The organism is Streptomyces sp. NPDC002838, assembly GCF_040295365.1.
Taxonomy (GTDB): Bacteria; Actinomycetota; Actinomycetes; order Streptomycetales; family Streptomycetaceae; genus Streptomyces.
Window position 1 is genome coordinate 109,711 of record NZ_JBEOVF010000002.1, and the last position, 18,438, is coordinate 128,148.

17 protein-coding genes are annotated in these 18,438 nt (G+C 71.0%); 9 read left to right on the forward strand and 8 right to left on the reverse strand.

The features are described 5' to 3' along the window. The first annotated feature begins 214 nt into the window (after nt 1-214). The 7 genes from ABT063_RS03165 to ABT063_RS03195 all read left to right on the forward strand — a co-directional run bounded on the left by ABT063_RS03165 (nt 215) and on the right by ABT063_RS03195 (nt 5,998). The gene (locus ABT063_RS03165) at nt 215-1,549 is read left to right on the forward strand and encodes a S8 family peptidase (RefSeq protein WP_351055341.1); all 1,335 of its coding nucleotides are present in this window, start codon (nt 215-217) and stop codon (nt 1,547-1,549) included. Then, nucleotides 1,546-1,794: a hypothetical protein gene (locus ABT063_RS03170; RefSeq protein WP_351055342.1), complete on the forward strand. Its 249-nt coding sequence runs from the start codon at nt 1,546-1,548 to the stop codon at nt 1,792-1,794. The genes ABT063_RS03165 and ABT063_RS03170 overlap by 4 nt, the downstream gene beginning before the upstream one ends. Before the next feature lie 249 nt (nt 1,795-2,043). Then, the gene (locus tag ABT063_RS03175; protein WP_351055343.1) at nt 2,044-2,232 is read left to right on the forward strand and encodes a hypothetical protein; all 189 of its coding nucleotides are present in this window, start codon (nt 2,044-2,046) and stop codon (nt 2,230-2,232) included. A gap of 22 nt (nt 2,233-2,254) precedes the next feature. Continuing rightward, a complete protein-coding gene (locus tag ABT063_RS03180) occupies nt 2,255-2,965 on the forward strand; it encodes a hypothetical protein (RefSeq protein WP_351055344.1) in 711 nt (236 codons plus the stop codon). Next, nucleotides 2,962-3,954: a DUF6895 family protein gene (locus ABT063_RS03185; protein WP_351055345.1), complete on the forward strand. Its 993-nt coding sequence runs from the start codon at nt 2,962-2,964 to the stop codon at nt 3,952-3,954. Before ABT063_RS03180 ends, ABT063_RS03185 begins: the two co-directional genes overlap by 4 nt. Next, nucleotides 3,951-4,871 carry a DUF6895 family protein gene (locus tag ABT063_RS03190; RefSeq protein WP_351055346.1) on the forward strand — a complete coding sequence of 307 codons (921 nt, stop codon included), beginning with the start codon at nt 3,951-3,953 and terminating at the stop codon, nt 4,869-4,871. The genes ABT063_RS03185 and ABT063_RS03190 overlap by 4 nt, the downstream gene beginning before the upstream one ends. After that, nucleotides 4,868-5,998, forward strand: coding sequence for a serine hydrolase domain-containing protein (locus tag ABT063_RS03195; RefSeq protein WP_351055348.1), 1,131 nt, complete (start codon nt 4,868-4,870; stop codon nt 5,996-5,998). Before ABT063_RS03190 ends, ABT063_RS03195 begins: the two co-directional genes overlap by 4 nt. Nucleotides 5,999-6,070: 72 nt before the next feature. Here the strand turns inward: ABT063_RS03195 and ABT063_RS03200 are convergent, their stop codons facing one another. From ABT063_RS03200 to ABT063_RS03215, 4 genes are all read right to left on the reverse strand, one after another. Next, a complete protein-coding gene (locus ABT063_RS03200) occupies nt 6,071-7,447 on the reverse strand; it encodes an alpha-lytic protease prodomain-containing protein (protein ID WP_351055349.1) in 1,377 nt (458 codons plus the stop codon). Nucleotides 7,448-7,622: 175 nt separating this feature from the next. After that, nucleotides 7,623-9,287, reverse strand: a complete 1,665-nt coding sequence (locus ABT063_RS03205) for an alkaline phosphatase D family protein (RefSeq protein ID WP_351055350.1) — start codon at nt 9,285-9,287, stop codon at nt 7,623-7,625. A 1,588-nt stretch (nt 9,288-10,875) separates the two neighbouring features. Further along, entirely contained in the window at nt 10,876-11,214 is a 339-nt protein-coding gene (locus ABT063_RS03210) for a hypothetical protein (protein WP_351055351.1), read from the reverse strand. Next, nucleotides 11,207-12,061, reverse strand: a complete 855-nt coding sequence (locus tag ABT063_RS03215) for a choice-of-anchor P family protein (protein ID WP_351055352.1) — start codon at nt 12,059-12,061, stop codon at nt 11,207-11,209. The genes ABT063_RS03210 and ABT063_RS03215 overlap by 8 nt, the downstream gene beginning before the upstream one ends. A 650-nt stretch (nt 12,062-12,711) precedes the next feature. Here ABT063_RS03215 and ABT063_RS03220 point away from each other — a divergent pair. Beyond that, a complete protein-coding gene (locus ABT063_RS03220; protein ID WP_351055353.1) occupies nt 12,712-13,827 on the forward strand; it encodes an SGNH/GDSL hydrolase family protein in 1,116 nt (371 codons plus the stop codon). A 71-nt stretch (nt 13,828-13,898) separates the two neighbouring features. Here the strand turns inward: ABT063_RS03220 and ABT063_RS03225 are convergent, their stop codons facing one another. From ABT063_RS03225 to ABT063_RS03240, 4 genes are all read right to left on the reverse strand, one after another. After that, nucleotides 13,899-14,369 carry a hypothetical protein gene (locus tag ABT063_RS03225; RefSeq protein WP_351055354.1) on the reverse strand — a complete coding sequence of 157 codons (471 nt, stop codon included), beginning with the start codon at nt 14,367-14,369 and terminating at the stop codon, nt 13,899-13,901. Then, a complete protein-coding gene (locus ABT063_RS03230; protein ID WP_351055355.1) occupies nt 14,353-14,853 on the reverse strand; it encodes an RNA polymerase sigma factor in 501 nt (166 codons plus the stop codon). Before ABT063_RS03230 ends, ABT063_RS03225 begins: the two co-directional genes overlap by 17 nt. Nucleotides 14,854-14,947: 94 nt before the next feature. After that, nucleotides 14,948-15,589, reverse strand: coding sequence for a class F sortase (locus ABT063_RS03235; RefSeq protein WP_351055356.1), 642 nt, complete (start codon nt 15,587-15,589; stop codon nt 14,948-14,950). Then, a complete protein-coding gene (locus ABT063_RS03240; protein ID WP_351055357.1) occupies nt 15,586-15,963 on the reverse strand; it encodes a sortase-dependent protein in 378 nt (125 codons plus the stop codon). The genes ABT063_RS03235 and ABT063_RS03240 overlap by 4 nt, the downstream gene beginning before the upstream one ends. Before the next feature lie 349 nt (nt 15,964-16,312). Between ABT063_RS03240 and ABT063_RS03245 the strand changes: the two genes are divergently transcribed. Continuing rightward, nucleotides 16,313-18,232, forward strand: a complete 1,920-nt coding sequence (locus ABT063_RS03245) for a serine/threonine-protein kinase (protein ID WP_351055358.1) — start codon at nt 16,313-16,315, stop codon at nt 18,230-18,232. Nucleotides 18,233-18,438: the final 206 nt, after the last annotated feature.

An 18,438-nucleotide genomic window follows, 5' to 3' on the forward strand; every position in this document is an offset into this window, starting at 1 on the left:
GGTAGCGGCGCTGTGTTGCGGGCCTCCGGGCCCAGTGCGACGGTGAGTGAGGGAGCAATGCCGAACGGCCTGGCAGGGAACAGCCTTGCCAGGCGGCGGCACCACGCGTCGATACACGGCTGAACCGCGCCCCACCACCCTTGGCGGCTGACACGCCATGCATCGACGCGCGTCCACGCACCCGGGGAAAGCGCAAAAGAAAGCGGGAAATTCAATGGCGAACGGACCCATGGACAGGCGCGCCTTCGGCGAGCAGCCCTTTCGGCCCAATGGCGCCGTAACAGGCCAGGGTACGGAGTACACCGGTCGGTACGTGGTGCTGCTCGACCCGAGTAACCAGGAGAGCGGACTGAACGCACTGCGTTCCGCCGCCGACATCGCGCCCATGGAACGTGTCCGCGGAACCGAGGCCGCGAACGTCTCCGAGCTCCTTGAGCGCCCCGATGTCTCGGTGCTCTTCGAAGACCTCGCCGCCGCCATCGTGGAGGTACGGCCCGAGCAGCGCCACTCGCTGGTGACCACGGCGGAGACGGAGAACTCGATCATCGCGGCCGAGCCTGAGCGCCTGGTCTACGCCTCGCCGATCACCGCCCCCCAGCAGGCGCCGACCGAGTTCTACCCGGCCTACCGCAGCGACGAGGACGTGGTCGACCGCCACACCAGGGCCGAGATCGCCGCCGCCCAGGGCCCGGCCGCGGACGAGCAGAAGTGGACCTGGGGCCTGCAGGCGATCCGGGCCAACCTGTCCAGCCTGACCGGACGCGATGTGAAGATCGCCGTCCTGGACACCGGCGTGGACACCGACCACCCGGACCTGGTCGGGCGCATCGAGGCAACGGTCTCCTTCGTGCCCGGCGAGACCGTCGAGGACGGCAACGGCCACGGCACGCACTGCATCGGCACCGCCGCCGGTCCGGCCAACCCTCAGCAGGGACCCCGCTACGGCGTGGCCTGCGACGCCCGGATCCTCGCGGCGAAGGTGCTCAGCAACGCGGGCGTCGGCAGCGACGGCCAGATCCTGGCGGGCATGGCCTGGGCCGTCGCCCGCGGCGCTCGGGTGATCTCCATGTCGCTCGGCGGGCGGGTCCGACCGGGCGAGCTCTTCCCGCAGACGTACGAGATTCTGGCCCAGCGCGCGCTCGAGCGCGGCACGGTGATCGTCGCTGCGGCGGGCAACGACAGCCGCCGGCCCCCGCTCATCGAGCCCGTCGGCAGGCCCGCCAACTGCCCCTCCATCCTCGCGGTGGCCGCGCTCGACAGGGCGATCACGACGTCGGTCTTCTCCAACGGCGGCATCAACGGCCAGGGCGGCGAGATCAACGTCGCCGCGCCCGGCAGGGACGTGCGCTCGGCTGCCCCTGGCGGCGGGTACCAGAACCTGAGCGGCACCAGTATGGCCACGCCGCACGTCGCGGGTGTCCTCGCACTGCTCGCCCAGGCGAACCCCAACGCTTCCGCGGCCGATCTCATGGCCAGTCTGAAGGCCAGTGCCTTCCCGCTGCCGCAGCCCGTCAGGGACGTAGGCGCGGGCCTGCTTCAGGCGCCGTGAGCGAGCCGTCCCGGTCCGCGCCGGTCGGGGTCGTCCTCGCGGTCGACCCCGACCGGTTCGCGGAGGTGGTCGAGGCCTTGCGGCGGGCCGGGCTGACGGTCACGGGCGAGCAGCCGATCGTCGGCACGCTCTCCGGCACCGTCGCGGAGGACCGGATACCGGCCCTGGAGGCGGTGGACGGCGTCGACTCCGTCGACCGGGAGCGCACCATCCGGCTCCCCCCGCCCGACTCCCCCATCCAGTGAGTCAGAGGAACGCCCCGGTCCTTAAGTCCGGGGCGTTCCTCCTGAGCGTCGAGCACGGGCGCTCGCGACTGCGAGAACTGATGGCAATTCATGTCAGTGAGACGGGAGTTGTGGAACTCGCATCACGCAGCAAATATCCTGAATGTTGAACAAGTTACCTATTGTGATCCATGTGGCAGTTTGCGCGTTCTGTGCCGATGTGATGATCTGAAGTCGAAGGCTGTTGGCAAACCCCGAGGAGATGGTCGTATGCCTTCCACGGACAAGACGATCGAGGAACTCACCGGCATCCGGAGCGTCGACGTCGAAGCGGCACTCGACCCCGCCGAACCTGACGGCGTCTACCGCGACAGCCGGGAATGCGCCGCGCTGGCGCTCCTCTCCGCCGACACCAAGCTGCTGCTTTCGCCGCCGACCCCCCGCCCCAAGAAGGGCTGAGCGAGCCGACGGGAGTAGCTGAATGGAGCAGTCAGGCACTTCGGCCCTCTTGCAGGGCGCGGTGCAGGACCTGGCGTCCGACGTGGTCTCCGCCCTCCGCGGCGGAGACCACGTCCCGGTGTCCGGCACCGCCGCGGTGGACGGCCTCGAGGGAAACCTCGGCGCCGCGGCCGTACGCGTGATGGGAGCAGACCTGCTGCTGCCGCACGTCCTCTCCCACACCCCGCCCGCCCCGGAGGCACTCACTGTGTTCCGGCAGACCGTGGCGGCATTCCCGCCCCGTGCCGACGCGGCCCCCACCGTCGCGTGGAGCCACTGGGCCATGCGTCGCACGCTACGGCGGCTCGAAGCGCCCCTGACCGGCTCACCCGCGGATGACGAGGACGCGGAACCCGACGCCGACTGGCTCGACGGGGCGACCTGGCAGTTCCTGACGCACCAGCTCGCCGTCCTGGCTCCTCTCGCGGTGCCCGGCGAGGACTGCGCGGTGGCCCGCGCGGCCCGGCGGCGCCCGGTCGATCTCGCCCGGGGCTTCGTACGGGCGGTGCGTCGCAGGGACTGGCAGCAGGCCGCCGGGGCCGGACGCTGGCTGACCCTGCTGGACGGAGTGCCTGACGAACTGGGCCTGGAGACCGGGCTGGACTTCGTGGAGCTGATGGGCGGCAGCGACCCGCGCGTCGCCCTCCAGGTGGAGGCGGCACGGGCGATGCGGTGGGCCGGAGCGGTCGTATGACCGCGGTGGACGTCCGGAAGATCCGGGAGGTGGAGACCGCCGCGCTCACCTGGCTGTCCGCGCACCGCGGCGACTTCGCCCTGGGGGACGAGGCTCTCACCGCCGACGGCCAGGTCGACCTCACCTGGAAACCGCTCGGGGAACTGGCCCAGACATGCGCGAGCATACGTCTGCACACCGAGCCGTCGGACCCGCTGCACGCGTGCGTGTCCGACCTGTTGGAGTTCGCCTGGCAGCAGACCGGCCGGGGCGAGCTGTTTCTGCGCCTGCAGAGGCTGGAGCCCTTCGCGACGTACCCGCTGGAGGTGTACTCCGTCTTCGCCGCTGCCGGGCTGCGGCACGCCGGATACGAGGCCGCCGCCGCCACGGTAGCCCGCGCTCGCGGCTGGCGGCTCACCGAGCAGGAACCGACCCGCCGACTCGGCGTTCTGCGAGCCGAGCGGCGCAGCGGCATATACCGGCCGGAGAAGTCCGCGCAGGCGCTGCGACGCACCTGGCTGGGCGGCCGGCCGGAACCATGGACGTTCGAGCGCTCCTGCGGGTATGCGCTCACCCACGTCGTCTTCCACCTCACCGACTGGGGCCGCACCACCGAGGGCGTCCCCGCCGACCTGGCCGCCTATCTGGCCGACTGGCTGCCGCCGTGGCTCGACACCTGCCTGGACGCCGGGATGTGGGACCTCGGCTGCGAACTGCTGGTCGTGGCCGGGAGCCTCCCGGGCCTGCCCGACTCCGTGATGCTTCAGGACGCCTGGGTCCGGATCGCGCGGGCGCAGTACGACTCGGGCGCGCTCCCCGAGGAGGACGTGGGAGCGGCCCCCGAACCGGACTTCCGCCACTGTTATCACTCCACCCTGATGGCCGCCTTCGCGGCGGCGCTGACCGTCGAGCGCCTCACCGGCGACGTCGACGGGAACGCCCGCGACGGCCGTGGGCCGCACACAGGGGCCATGCAGAACCGGTACGGGGAACAGGGAGTGCCCGGATGACCGACACCCGTCTGATGCACACCGTCGGCGTCCGCGCCCTGGAGTGGCTGTGGGCCCATCGCGACGGATTCCGCCTGGAGCCCGACGTCGATCCGGACGTGGGCTTCCTGGAGCGTTTCAAGCCGGTCGGCGAACTGGCCCTGATCTGCCGGGTCCTGTTCCGCGAGGGAGTGGCCGGATCGCGACAGGCCGAACTGGCGCGGCGGCTGCTGGACCACACGTGGCGGCACACGCTGGACGGCGGGCGCATGCTGGCACGCGGCCAGCGCATCGAGCCGCTCTCGCCCATCCCGTTCGAGGTGTACCTCCCCTACAAGGAACTGGGGTACAGCGAGCCCGAGGTGGAGCGTGCCACCGTCCTCTACCACCGGCTGAACAGCTGGGCGTCCCTCGAACTGGACCCGACCCGACGCCTCGGGCTGTCCGCGTTCCAGCGCCGCTTCGGCCTCACGCCCCGCACACGGGAGGCGGACCTCGTCGGCGCGACCTGGCTGGCCCACACGCCCGAGCCCTGGACGGTCTCCGGGCATATCGCCTACGACATCACCCACACGGTGTTCCACCTCACCGACTGGGGAGAGCGCCCGGACGGCCTGCCGCCGGACATCGCCGACTACCTCTCGACGTGGCTGCCGGTCTGGATCGACGACTGGCAGGACCTGAAGCGCTGGGACCTGCTCGGCGAACTCCTCGTCGTCGACGCCTGCCTGCCCCGCCCCGCCCTCGACGAGCGGGCCTGGGAGGACTTCGCCGCCGCGCAGCAGCCCGACGGTGCCATGCCCGCCGTGCGGACCATGCCCGAGGGCGATCCCGAGGAGGTGTTCGACATCGTCTACCACCCGACGCTGGTCGCCGCCTTCGCCTCCGTACTGGCCACCTCCCGCTCCCTCACCGAGCTGGCGCACGCCTCCTCATGACCGGCCGCACCACGCCCTGGCCGGGCGACCCGCACGCCGGGGAGGACTCCCGGGCGGACGACGACTGCCTCGACACCGACGAAGCCCGTACGCCCGGCGGCCCCTCGGCCGGCACCGGCACGGACGGCGACGAACTGCACCAGCGACTGGAGTCGGCCGTCGACGCAGCCGACGCACCCGACGTCGTGTTCGCCGTCTCCCGGTACGGCCGCCGCACGATCCACTGCGGCGGCACCGCCCCGCCCCCGCCGACCCCTCGTCAGGACCTGCGCTACGAACTCGGGTCGGCCTCGAAGACGTTCACCGGACTGCTGCTGGCCCAGCTGATCCGGCGCGGCCTGCTGTCCGGGGGCGAGCCGGCCACCGCCTGCCTGGACCCGGCGCGGCGGACCGACGCGGCGCCGGTGACGCTCGCCCACCTCCTCACCCACACGTCCGGGCTGCCCACTCTGCCGGCCGGCTTCTTCGCCCGCGGTCTGCCCGCCTGGCGCACCAACCCCTACGCCCGCTACCCGGCCGCGCGAGTGATCGACGCCTTCCTGCGGCACCGCCCGAGGCACCGGCCCGGCACCCGGTGGCGGTACTCCAACTTCGGGGTCGCCGTGCTCGGTCATGCCGTCGCGGCGGCGACCGGCAGGGCGTGGGAGGACCTGCTCACCGAGCACGTCCTGCGTCCGCTCGCCCTGAGCGACACAGCCCTGCGGGCCCGCGGCCCCGACACCGACGCCGCAGGGCACGGCAAGGACGGACGCACGCCCGTCCCCGCCTTCGACGCCGGCGGCTTCCAGGCGGCCGGTGCCGTCCGGGCCACCCCGCACGACCTGCTCACCTTCCTCGAAGCCCACCTCGACCCGTCCGGTTCACCCTTGGCGGGTGCGCTGTGGTCGGTGCGCACGCCGGTGCTCCGACGCGGTCTGGGGCACCGGCACGTGCACACCGTGGCGTGGTTCCGGCACCCCACCGACGCCGGGCCGATGTACTTCCACGGCGGGGCCACCCTCGGCCAGCAGGCGTTCCTGGGCTTCCGGCCCGACACCGGCACGGCCCTGGCAGCGCTGTGCACCCGCCGCTTCCGCGCCGGCGACCCGTTCGTGTCCACCGCGTACGCGTTCCTCGCGAAGGAGTAGCAGGAGGAGCGGGTGAACGGCAGCGGACGGTGCGGGAGCGGCGCCCCCGCACCGGAAGAGCCGTACGGACTGCTACATCCGCTGCCACAGGGCCGGAGTGCCGTTCGGAGACCACGCGCCCTGCGCCTGGTGGGTCTGCAGGCACTGGTAGCGCACACCCGCGTGGGTCACCGTCGCCCCGACCTCGTAGACCCGGCCGGCGGCCCACGCGTTCGCCGCCCCGTTGTCCTGCGGAGCGGGTGTGTCGGTCTGGGCGGACGCGGTCCTCAGGATGAGGCCGAAGTCGCTGAGAATCGGGTTGACCGGCTGGTAGTACGTGGTCCCGCCGAGGGTGCAGTCACCCGAGCCGCCGGAGGTGACGCCCTGAGCCTGGGCGCCCGCGACGAACGGGCCACCGGAGTCGCCCGGTTCGGCGCACACCGTGGTCTGGGTCAGGCCGTCGACGGTGCCCTGGCTGTAGCTGACACTCGTCTCGTGCTGTTCGATGGTGCCGCAGCGCCACCCGGTGGTGGACCCGGAGCGGCAGACCGACGCCCCGACGAGCGCCTGCGCCGAGCCGGCGACCTGTGTCCTGCGGCCGCCCTCCCCCTTGACGTCGGCCGTGGCGGTCCAGTTGCTGTTGACGCCCACCCAGGCCATGTCCTTGCCGGGGAACGTGGACGCCTGGAATGTGCCCTGGTCGGCCATGTTGAAGCCCGTGGTCCTGGCACCGGCCCTGCCGCAGTGGCCCGCGGTGGCGAAGCCCTGCTGCTGGTCCTTGGTGACGGAGAAGCCGACGGAGCAGCGGGCGGAGCCGTTGATGTAGTAGGGGTCACCGCCGACGATGTCCTCCAGCAACCGTGGCCGGTTCGCCGAGACCCGGACAGCCACGCCCCGGCCGTTGACGCCGGCGGCCTTGATGAAGGCGGTGGCGGCCGACCGCTTCGTCGCCTCGACGACGACCCGGTTCGTCGGCACGTCGACGTACCAGACCGGCGTGTCGTGGGTCCTGACGCGGACGGCGGCCGCGTCCAGCTTCTTCTTGACGGCCCGCAGGGTGCTCAATGACGTCTTGACCACCGCGGCCTTCGCACCCTGGGCCCGGATGGTGGGCACGTCCGCCGCGTCGGTGGTTGCGACAGTGAGCTCCGCGGAGGTCGCCCCGCGCACCCAGGCTCCGGCGAAGTGCCCGCCCAGCGCGTTGCGGAGGCGGCCCGCGCGGGTGCTCGCCTCGGCCTCGTTGACCAATCGGGTGACCGCCTGCGACGGCGTCAGCCTCAGGTCGCGTTCCATCGCCCGCAGCACCTGAGCCGACGGTTTGTCGGCGCCGAGTGTCTGGGCGGCGGAGGGCGGGGGCCCTGGCGCCGGTGGCGGCTCGGCCGCCGCGGTCGCGGGGATCCCGGTGAGGACGAGGGTGCCGAGCGCGGTCAGGGCGGCGCGGCGCCTGCCCGTGGCATGTCTGCCGACCATGCGGTGTACCTCTTTCTTAGTACGGGTGAGACTGTGGCGAAGCCATAGGCGGCCTTGCCGTAACGGCCCGGAACGATGTCTGGGGCGAAGGTCTTTCGCGCTTTGGGGGACTCCGGGGGTGCCATGTGCAGTACGGCGAAGGGCACCTCCGACCGGTGAGCCGCTCCGGGGCTTCTCAGGCGGATTTCAGACCCGGGGAGCCCGCCTCGGTGACGAAGGATGCGGCGGTGGTGATGGGCGCACCGGGCGAGGTGACGGCGGAGACGGTCCTGAAGTCGGCGCGGGCCGTCTGCCGTCCGAGTTCGACTCGGACGTAGCCGCGTTGGCCGTTGTAGAACTTCAGGTGGGGGTTGGCCTGCATGTAGATGTCCCAGTTGGCGGGCTTCTCGACGCCGTCCCTGCCGCTGGCCACGGAGGTGCAGGTCAACTCCGTGCCCAGGGTCCTGGACTGCGGGTCGTCGAAGTCGTCCTTGATGTCGAAGGCGTACCCGACGTGGACGTCACCGGTGAGGACCATCCAGTTGTCGACGCCGGCCGCCTTCGCTCCCGCGACGATCCGGTTGCGGGAGGCGCGGTAGCCGTCCCAGGCGTCCATGGAGACCTTCGCCTGCGCGTTCAGGTCGAACTTCCGCTGGGAGAAGCACACCTGCTGGGGCATCACGTTCCACACCGCGGTGGATGCTTTCCATCCGTCGATCAGCCAGCGTTCCTGCGCGGCCCCGGTCATGGTGCGCGCCGGATCGTCGGACTCCGGCCCCGGGACGTGCGGCCTGTCGCCGTAAGCCTGGTCGGAGCGGTACTGGCGGGTGTCGAGGATGTCGAACTGAGCGAGCGTGCCCCACTGGAGCCGGCGGTACAGCCGCGCGTCGGGGCCCTGGGGCCGCTGCGCGGCGCGCAGCGGCTGGTTCTCCCAGTACGCGCGGTAGGCGGCGGCGCGCCGCAGCAGGAACTGCTCGGGCGGTTCGGCGTTCTCGCTGGTGTCGTCCGCGTAGTTGTTCTCGGTCTCGTGGTCGTCCCAGGCGACGACGAACGGGTGGGCGGCATGGACGGCGCGCAGATCCGGGTCGCTCTTGTAGAGCGCGTAGCGCATCCGGTAGTCCGCCAGGGTCATCGTCTCGCGGTTGAACACGTCGGGCAGAGTGCCGGCGGCGTACTGGCGGGCTCCACCCGCGGAGTCCACGGCGTACTCGTAGAGGTAGTCGCCGAGGTGGAACACCACATCGATGTCCTCCCGCGCGAGGTGCCGGTGCACGGTGTAGTAGCCGTCCTGGTAGGCCTGGCAGGCGACGGCGGCGAGCTTCAGGCGCGTGGTGCCGGCGCCCTTGGCAGGTGCGGTGCGGGTGCGTCCCGTCGGACTGATCCAGGGGCCGGTTCGGAACCGGTAGTAGTACGAGCTGCCCGGGTCGAGGCCCTTGACGTCGACGTGCACACTGTGGCCGTACTCGGGATAGGCCAGGGCGGTGCCCCGCTGCACCACGATGGCGAACAACTCGTCCATGGCCACCTCCCACTGGACGAGAACACGCTGCTCGCCCAGGCCGCCGTCCGTCTCGAACGGCTCCGGAGCGAGCCGGGTCCACAGCACCACCGAGTCCGGCAGCGGGTCCCCGGAGGCGACACCGAGGGTGAACGGGTCGGTGGGGATCCGCGCCGCGCCGCGCACCGGTGCGGCGACCGCGCCACGGGCCGGCAGGTTCGTGGTGAACGCGAGGGCGGCCGCCGCCGCGGTGACGGTCAGGAAGCGGCGGCGGGCGATGTGCGGGGCGGCGATGCGCAACACGGCGTCGTGCGGGGAGAAGGCGTGCTCGGACGGTGGTCTGTGACGGCACGTCAGCGCCATCTGGTGTCCTCTCGTACAGGGTGGGCGGATCGATGGACGAGCCGCGCCACGAGCGAGTCGCCCCCGGGCAGTCGCCCCCGCGCATGCCGACAACGAGCCCTGGCAGACAAGCGCGGTCCGCGCCCCTGGGCGGTTGTGTGGCGACACCGTTCCCCGGGGCGCGGAGCCTGCATGCTAAGCAGACAAAATGCATAAAACCGGTACGCCTTGCGGGGTGTTCACACAAGAGGCGGTACGGGAGCGACTGTCCGCACGAATGGACCGCCGCTTCGACGTCGGAGCCAGACACCGGAGACGTCGGCGGCGGGTGAGGGGTGGGGCCAGCAGCGGAGACGGTGCTCAGCGGGCGGCTCCCACGGACGCGCCGGTCGCCACGCGTTCACGCATCGGCGGCTGATCGACGCGGAAGGATCGGTGGACGACCAGTTGGGCGATGTTCCGCATGGGGACGCGCTCGCTCGTCAGGCCGTGCTCCTTGTCGGCGTGCGCGTGTCCGTGCCAACTCCAGCTGGTTCACGCTTCTTGGGGCGGGAACGCCCCTAGCGGCTACGGCCGTCGCCTACGCTGCCGCAACCTGGGCCGCGTGATGCCGGAGAGGGCCTCCTCGGCGTCTCGGCGGTGCGGTGCCGATGGCGGAGGCGCTCCAGTTCATGGCCGACCAACAGCGGCCCTTGACCTGCTGTTTCGGGATGGTGGATCTCGCCAAACGTCGGCGAAACCGGATACGGGCTTCTGCCGATGATCTTGGACCTCTGGGGAAGAGGTCAGCGCCGAGCTGAGTCGGATCAGCAACTCGATCACCGGCATCGCCGCCCCGTATGCGACCGTCAGGCCTCGCCCTCCGGCTGGCCTTGGCCGTCGTGCTGAGCCTGGCCCTCGTGCTGAGCTTGGCCCTCGTGCTGAGCTTGGCCCTCGTGCTGAGCTTGACCTTCGTGCTGAGTTTTGCCTTCAGCGTGAGATTTGCAGTGTTGCTCCTGCACTGATTCTTGGGGCCCGAACACAACAGCCCAAAGGATGGGTTCGAGGCCCTGCTTCTGCTCGCGAGTCACTTCGCAAGTGGAATCGGTTCCGCCGGAGTCAGGCGTTGGAGCGGCTTGGGCCGCGACGGGTGAGGCGGAGATCAGGGCTACTGCGAGGCTGATGACAGCTGCAGCAGCCGAGTGCGCGAGGGATCGGTGCACACAGTGCAATCGCGGAGTTTTCATGATCACACCCTGAGCGGAGAAACGCCCACGAGGAAGGCTGACAGTCCCTCGGGCAGACAACTCCACCCGATCGTGTGACCTCGCCCCGCGGATCTGCTCCGCGGCCACCACCGAGTGTGCCCCCTCCACCCTCGCGTATCGCCACCTCAACCGGAAACGGGAGAACCCGGGCCCCGTCAACAGGCGCGCCAGCTCGGCCGCGGTGCCCGCCCCTCGGCGACCAGCCGGACCCCGTCGGCCACCAGCTCCCGCACGGTTCTCGTAGTCATGCCCTCCCATGCTGAGAGGTTGACCCCGCGTCAAGGCCAACTGTTGCGGCGACATCACCTCCACGTCCGCCTCCCCCGCGATTCGAAGACGTCGCCAAGCCAGGCAAACCACCTTCAGAGGTCGACCGGTGTCGTTTCGTCGCCGCGCGAGGGATGTACTCGCGTCAGCAGCCGTTCCTCCAGGACGGTTGCGAAGATGGCGGCGCGGGTGGCGGCGGGATGGCTCGGGGGCCAGATCCCGCGCCGGAAAACGCAGCGGTGGCCGCGGAAAAGCACCACCGCCGTGGCGGCGACGACCACTTCGCCCGTGGCGTCGGGCACGGCTTCGCTCGTGAGCGACTCGAGCTCGCCGCCCCGACGTTCGCACAGATCCTGGACAGCCGGGAGAGCGGACCGCAGGAACGCATCCGTGTATTCCCGCGGTCCGCCCCAGGTGGCGTGGTCGTCAGTCACCGCAGTTGTGCATGGCTGCGTCCGTCGAGGCCAGGACGACCTCGCCGCCGTCGGCGGGAAGGACGAGGTGGACTCCGTTGACCCTGAGACCGGCATCGGTGCCAGTCGAAGGCAGTTGTTCGTTCACGATGAGCCGGCCACCTCCGACGAGTGGGATCTCCGTATGCGGATCGCCCGACACGGTAACCGGAACTCCCGCGATCTTCAGGGTGAGCGTGGTGCTGCCTGTGGTCTTGCCGCACTCACTGGTGGAGGTGGCGCTGAGTCCGGACACCTCGATGAGCGGCACACCGGTCAGCCCGATGCGTGCCTGCCCCACGGTCGATGATGCCGTGACCTTGCCGGGGGCGAGTGTCGTGGTGACCTTGGGGCAGAGCTTCTGCACCGACAGCAGGGGTGACCCGTGATCGGCCGAGCACGGGGTGTCGGTCGTGGTCGTGCCGGCCGTGCGGATGGTTCCGGTGTCGGGCTGTGGCTCGACGTCCAGGAGCGGTAGACCGAGGAGGTCGACGTGCGCCGAGACGCCGTAGGCACGGCCTGTCGCGTACTGGAGCCTCAGCCGCGCGGAGGTGTCGGAGGCCAGGTATCCGGCGTCACCGGCGAAGGACGCGCGCAGCGGGACGGGGGCGGAGTCGTTGAGCGGCTGGTCGACCGAGGCGACGGTGCAGGCCGCGGCCCCCGTGTCGCTCGTGGTCCCGGTGCACGTCTGCTGGGTTGCTCCCGTGCCGAGGGTGAAACGCACGCTGCGCCCCGCAACGGCATCACCGTCGAAATCGGTGAGCTTGGCCGCCAGTTGGGCCGGAGTTCCGTTGGCGAGATTCCGTACGCCGGTGTAGTCGAGCTTCATCGGTGAAGTCAGGCACCAGTTCGGCGGAGGTACCGGACGGGTTGTAGTCGTCGTCGCCGGCGAAGGTGACGGCCAGGGGAACCGCGTTCGACGCTCCCTGCGGCTGGTCGACCGAGTCGACGGTGCAGGTCGCCGTGCCCGATGCCGTGGTGGTGCCGGCGCATGTCTGCTGGGTGGCTCCCGTTCCCAGGGCGAACCGTACGGAACGGCCGTTGACGCCGAGAGGCGGGCCGGGGATCCGTTCACCGCGGTGCCGGCACCGGTGTAGGTGAGCGCGGTGTCCACCTTGTGGGGCTGCTCGGGACCGGGGCAGTCGGCGGCCTGGAAGCAGGGCAGGAAGTAGTAGGCGGTGATGATCCCGAACGGCCTGCCGTCACCCGAGCGCGGATCGGTGTGGGTGGCGTACACCACGACGAGACTGGTACGACGCCATGTTCCTGGATGTGACGCCTGCCGAAGCCGTCCACCGGAGGGTCACCCTTGTAGTCGCTCTGCCCCTTACGCAGCGGAGAAAATGCTTTCCCGCGGGGTTGACGACGGCCAGTGTGGCGGTCACCTTCGACAGAGCCGACATGGGAGCGCTCCCACTGGCTCGCCGGACTCGCTTCCGCTTCCTGCTCGACCGTCCACCACCACCAAAGGATGGCCCCATGCAGACGCCTCGTCATTTGTCCCGAAGGACTTTGGTCACGGCCGCCACTGCGGGCCTCGTCGCCGCAGTCGCCTCCCCCTCGCAGGCATCCGGCGCGCGGGCCCGGTTCCACACGGCGGGCCGGATCAAGAAGACCGTCCATGGCGCTGTGCAGTACACCTGGCCCGGCATCTACTTCGAGGGGCGCTTCCGCGGTACCGGTGTCGGCATCGTCCTCGACGACTCCGACAACGACTACGACGTGCAGATCGACGGAACAACCCTCGCGACACTGGTGACCCCGGGCCGGAACACCTCCTGGATCGACGACCTCCCCGACACCGAGCACGCCGTGCGGCTCGTCAAGCGCACGGAAAGCCCGTGGGCCGCGGGCCGGTTCGGCGGGTTCGTCGCCGCCCCCGGAGGTGCGATCCTGGCCAGACCCCGGCCGCGGAGCAGGCAGATCGAGTTCATCGGTGACTCCTTCACCGCCGGCTACGGCAATGTCTCCGGAACACGTGACTGTTCGGGCAACGGAGGAGTCAACCGGAACAGCGACGCCGACCTCGCCTTCGGCGCCCTCACCGCCCGGAGCCTGGGCGCCGACTACCAGATCAACGCCTACTCCGGCCTCGGCATGGTCCGCAACTACAACGGCAGCAGCCCCGATGCCGACTTCCGCACTTACTACGACCGGGCCTTACTGAACGTCGAGGGCGACGTCTGGCGGACACCGCACACCTGGCGACCGCAGGTCGTCGTGGTCGGCCTGGGCATCAACGACTTCTCGACCCCGCTGAACCAGGGCGAGCGTTGGACGACTGAGGAGGCCCTGGTCGCCGCCTACGAGACCGCCTACCAGAGCTTCCTCGCCAAGCTGCGCGCCCGGTACGGACCCAAGACGTTCATCGTGGTCAGCGCCACTTACGTCTCCCACACCACCGCGTTCGCCCAGGCCACGCAACGGATCGTTCAGGAACGCAACCGGCGGGGCGACAACCGGGTCCGCTACTGGTACTACGACGATCCCGACCTGGATCGACTCGGCTGCGACTGGCACCCCTCGGTCAAGGACCACCGGATCATCTCCGGCCTCCTCAACAACTACCTCGCCGCCCTTCCGCTGCGCTGGTAGGCGGTCGGAGGCTCGCCACCCCTTCCTCCCTGAGAGTTGACGGCATCCTGGCGCCTGAGAGCGGGCGTGGTCTACGGCCGGTTGCCGCTCTCGGGTGTGGCGTCGACCGTGTTCCCTACCGCCGACGGCTCGACGGACGGTGTCGGTGTCACCGAGGGCACGCGGGTGGGAGCGGCAGGGCTGGGCGCGGTGCTGGGGTTGTCGGTCCCTGTCTCGGCGGGGCGAGGGGTGACGGCCTCGGGTGGGACCGACGGGGTGGGGGCGGCCGACGGGCTGCTCACGGGGGGTGGGGCGAGTGGGACCGTCGGGGACGCGGGTGCCTCGTGTGTCGCCAGGCGCAGGGGCAGCACGATGAGAGCGGCCACGGCGCAGGACGCGCCGACTCCGGCCGCCGTACGGATGAGTCGGCGGCGTGTCGCGGCGCGGCGGATCGCCGTGTAGCGGCCGGGGGGCGGGCCGAGGTGGTCGGAGGGGGGTCGCAGGATGACGGCGAGAGGGTCGTCGGGCTCGAAGTCCGGGCCCTCGTCAGAGTGTGTGATCAAGGCTTCTCCTCAGATGGGCGCGGAGCAGTTCGCGGGCCGCGTGGAGGTCGGCCTTGATGGTTCCTTCCTTGCGCCCGGTCAGCACGGACACCTCCCGGATCGGCATGTCAGCGTAGTAGTGCAGCAGGATCGGGACGCGCAGCCGTTCCGGCAGCGACTGCACGAGCAGGCGGACCGAGGGGTCGGCCTGTTCCGCCTGATCGGTCCGCGGGCGTACGGCGGCTTCGACGGTGGCCCGGTGGACGGCTCTTCGCTCGCGCTCGAGCTTGCGCCAGTGGTCCCGGACGAGGTTGGCCGCGGTGACGTAGAGGAAGCCCTGGGGCTCCGCGACGGATGTCCAGCGGGCCCAGAGCCGGGTGAACGCCTCCGAGGCGATCTCGTGGGCGGTCTCGTCGTCGTCGACCAGCCGTCGGCACCAGCCGGCGAGGCGCGGGTAGAGGGCGGCGAACAGTTCGGACGCTGCCTTCTCTCGGGACCGTTTCAACGCTCTCCATGGTCGTGACGTCGTGGGGGACTCGTAGGGGAAGGAGCCCGGGCCGTCGCAGGGCGTTCCATCGGCCCGGGATCCGGGCGGCGGGTCAGGGGCTCGCCGAGTTCAGCGTGGCGAAGACGATCACGTTGTCGCGGTAGTCCTCACCGGTGCGGGGGCCGCCACATGTGATCAGCCGCAGCTCGGGGCGGTCCACGTCCCCGTAGACCGCGTCCGCCGGGAAGTCGTCCTTGGCGACCGTCCGTACGGCGTCCACGGCGAACGTCGCCGTCGTACCGTTCTCCAGGCGCGCCACGATCCGCTCACCCCGTCCCAACCGCGCCAGGTGGCGGAAGACCCCGTCCCCGTAGGCGCCGACCGTGACATGGCCGAGGATCACCGACGGGCCGGTCTGACCCGGTGTCGGCGAGTGCTGGTACCAGCCCGCGCGGTCGTGCGCCGTGATCGGCGGCACCTGCACGCTGCCGTCCGCGGCCAACCCCAGCCGCATGACCGGGGTGTCGACCCCGATGGCGGGAACCTGCAACCGGACCGGGACAGAACGACCAAGGGTGCGCGCCGAGTTCGCGGAGGAACGCGAAGACGGAGAGGTGCCCGCGGTGGGTGGCGGTGGCGTGCTCTCCGGGTGTGCGGTCGTCTCCCGGTCGTCGCCGGTCCGGTGGCCACCGCAGCTCAGGAGCAGAGAAGCCGCCGCCGCGGTGGCGAAGGCGCGCCTGGAGAGCAGCGTCATGCGCCGGTCGCCCGCCGGCGTCGTACGAGATGGACCGCCGCGCCGCCTCCGAGCAGCACCGCGGCGGCACTTCCGGCGATCACCCCGGCCTCGTTCCCTCCGGAGTTCGCCGACACCGGCGCCACACCGGTGTCCGGCGCGCCACTGGGTACGACGGAGACCTGGCCCGGGGTCGGCGCCCCGGTCGGGGCGTCGCTCGGAACCGGGGTCGGGGCCGCGCCGGCGGGGGCCTCACTCGGGTCCGTGGTGGCCGGGGCCGGAGTCGGTGCCGTGGAGGCTGGTACCGGACTCGGCCCGTCGGCGAACGCGGGCACCGTGCTCGCCAACACGGCGGTGCACGCGAGTGCCGTGGCACTGAGGACAGTTCGGCGCATGAAACGCTCTCTCTCGTCGGTCCGCCCGCCCGGTGAGGCGGCGGGCTGCGTCACAGATCGAGCGGAGAGACGAGGCAGCAGCAGGACCGGTTGTAAAGAGACGGCAAAGTCGTCGGGAGCCGCCGCCATGCCCGGGGGGCGGGAGGCAGTGGCCGAGGTGCTGTTCGCATCGTGTGCTGTCGCACGGGCGACGCGAAGGTGTCTCACCCACCCCACAACCTCTACGCATGAGGACGTCTGATGCAGGCTCAGGGGAGACGCTGCGTATTGATCGCCACACGCAGTAGGTTCGTTCCACGCGCGCGGGCACGTTGCCGTGCGTGTTCGGGACCCGGGTGAGGGGGAAACTGTGCGTTCCGGAGAGGAACTCGCCGGCCGCTATGTCCTCAAGGAGATCATCGGCACTGGGCGAAGCGGCAGCGTGTGGCTGGCCCACGACACCGTGGTGGGGCAGGACGTCGCGCTGAAACCGGAGCGGATCGAGGGCGACCGCCAGACCGCGGTACGGCGACTGCTGGGCGAGCCGCGGGCCATGGCCAAGTTCCGCGACCATCCCCATGTCGTAACCCTGTACGACGTCGTGACCGTGCCACAGGACGGGGACGGGACGGAGACGTACTGGTTCATCACGGAGTACGTGCCCGGCGGCGGCCTGGACCGGCAGCCGCCGATGTCTCCCCTCCGGGCGGCCCGCCTCGGTGCCCAACTCGCCGATGCCCTCGCCGCCTTGCACGAAGCCGGCATCGTCCACTGCGACGTCAAGCCCGCCAACATCGGCCTGTCCCGGCACGGTACCGCGAAGCTGCTGGACTTCGGCGCCGCCTACCGGGTCGGCGGCACCGAGACCATCACGGCCAACGGCCCGTTCAGCTTCACCCCGGACTACGCCGCCCCCGAGCTGGCCCGGGGCAACGTCCCCCGCCCGGCCTCGGACGTGTTCTGCCTCGCCACCACCCTCCACGCCCTGGTCACCGGCTCACCACCGCGCGGCGGCGAGACCGAGAAGGACGGTGACCACCGGGAAGGGGACACGGAGGACACCGAGCGCCTCAGGTACTGGAAGGCCGAGCAGGGCGTCGTCGAGATCGACGCCGCCGCAGTAGGCCCCCTGGTCCCCGTGCTCACCGCCATGCTGCAACGCGATCCGCGCCGGCGCCCCGACGCCACCGAGGTCAGGCGGCTCCTGGAAGCCGTCGCCGGGCCCGAGTCGGATGCCTCGGAGGGCAAGTCCGCCGGGCGTTCCCGGTGGCGTCGGCCGCTGCTCGCCGCGGCGCTCGGCGCAGGTGTCCTACTGGCCCTGGTCCTCGTCCTCATCCCCGGCGACGGCGACGGCGACAACGAGAGAGCCACCCAGGAGTCCGGCCGGAGCCGGATCACGGAAGGCCCCTCGGACGCCGAACAGTCGGCCCTGATCGGCGATCCGCACACCGCCGACCTGTGCGCCCTGTCCGACCCCGACGCTCTCGGCCGGTTCGGCAAGGCCCAAGTGGACCTGGACTACGGGAACTTCGACCGCTGCGACACACTCGTCCACCCCGACGACAAGAGCCGGATCGACGTGTCGATCCAACTCCGCCCGGGCTCACCACCCGAGTCGTCGCAGCCCTCCAGAACCATCGGGAAGATCGGCGTCATCGAGGAGCCGCCGGAGAGCGACGAGTGCGGGCTGCTGCTGACGTCGCCCGACGGCACCGTCGTCGAGGTCCGCGTCAACGTGGGTGACGGCACTGTGCTCGGCGGCAGCGCGACGCTGTGCACGGTCGCCGACGCCGCCGCCCAGAGCGCGGCCGACGTTCTGAACCAGGGCCCGCTCCCCCGGCGTTCCCCGCCCTACCCGGACGCCTCGCTGGCCTGGGCGAACGCCTGCGAGTTGCTCGACGCCAAGGCGCTGCAGGTCGTTCCCGGCCTCAAGGCGGAGCCGGACGTCGGCGTCGCGAACTGGAGCTGCGAGTGGTCGAGTGACGTGGACGACCTGGAGACGGAGGTGGGCTTCTTCCGCGACCAGCCCAAGTCCACGGACGATGGCGACCTCATCAGGCTCAGCGGATACGACGCCTTCGTCGTACCGGAGGGCAACGGCGACGACACCTGCACGGTCTTCGTCGAATACCGCCAGTACAGCGGCCAGAACGCCGAGACGGCCGCCGAGATGCTGCGCCTGCACGTCGGCGGGCAGCGGCCCGTCGAGGAGCTCTGTGACATGGCCAGGGACCTCGCTGGCCCGGCCGCCGCGGAACTACGCGCACAATCACGCACCGGAGGAGGCTGAGCCCAGTCCGGACGGGTCCTAGTCGTCCGAACCCGAAGCCGAACCCGAGCTCCGGCCCGTACGCCCGGCGCTTCGCACCAGCTCGCCCGCCATCAGGATGGCAGCGGAGACCGCGCGCGCCCGGCGAGAGCCGCCCCGCGCCGCCCATACGACGCACACGGCCATCCTCCCAGGCCGTGGAACAGGGCGTCGCAGTGGCGCCGGCG

Coding starts and splice junctions, on each gene's coding strand:
- ABT063_RS03200 (WP_351055349.1), bottom strand. CDS start 7,447: ATGGTCGGCAGACATGCCACGGGCAGGCGCCGCGCCGCCCTGACCGCG.
- ABT063_RS03220 (WP_351055353.1), top strand. CDS start 12,712: ATGCAGACGCCTCGTCATTTGTCCCGAAGGACTTTGGTCACGGCCGCC.
- ABT063_RS03175 (WP_351055343.1), top strand. CDS start 2,044: ATGCCTTCCACGGACAAGACGATCGAGGAACTCACCGGCATCCGGAGC.
- ABT063_RS03235 (WP_351055356.1), bottom strand. CDS start 15,589: ATGACGCTGCTCTCCAGGCGCGCCTTCGCCACCGCGGCGGCGGCTTCT.
- ABT063_RS03165 (WP_351055341.1), top strand. CDS start 215: ATGGCGAACGGACCCATGGACAGGCGCGCCTTCGGCGAGCAGCCCTTT.
- ABT063_RS03180 (WP_351055344.1), top strand. CDS start 2,255: ATGGAGCAGTCAGGCACTTCGGCCCTCTTGCAGGGCGCGGTGCAGGAC.
- ABT063_RS03215 (WP_351055352.1), bottom strand. CDS start 12,061: ATGAAGCTCGACTACACCGGCGTACGGAATCTCGCCAACGGAACTCCG.
- ABT063_RS03190 (WP_351055346.1), top strand. CDS start 3,951: ATGACCGACACCCGTCTGATGCACACCGTCGGCGTCCGCGCCCTGGAG.
- ABT063_RS03185 (WP_351055345.1), top strand. CDS start 2,962: ATGACCGCGGTGGACGTCCGGAAGATCCGGGAGGTGGAGACCGCCGCG.
- ABT063_RS03205 (WP_351055350.1), bottom strand. CDS start 9,287: ATGGCGCTGACGTGCCGTCACAGACCACCGTCCGAGCACGCCTTCTCC.
- ABT063_RS03240 (WP_351055357.1), bottom strand. CDS start 15,963: ATGCGCCGAACTGTCCTCAGTGCCACGGCACTCGCGTGCACCGCCGTG.
- ABT063_RS03195 (WP_351055348.1), top strand. CDS start 4,868: ATGACCGGCCGCACCACGCCCTGGCCGGGCGACCCGCACGCCGGGGAG.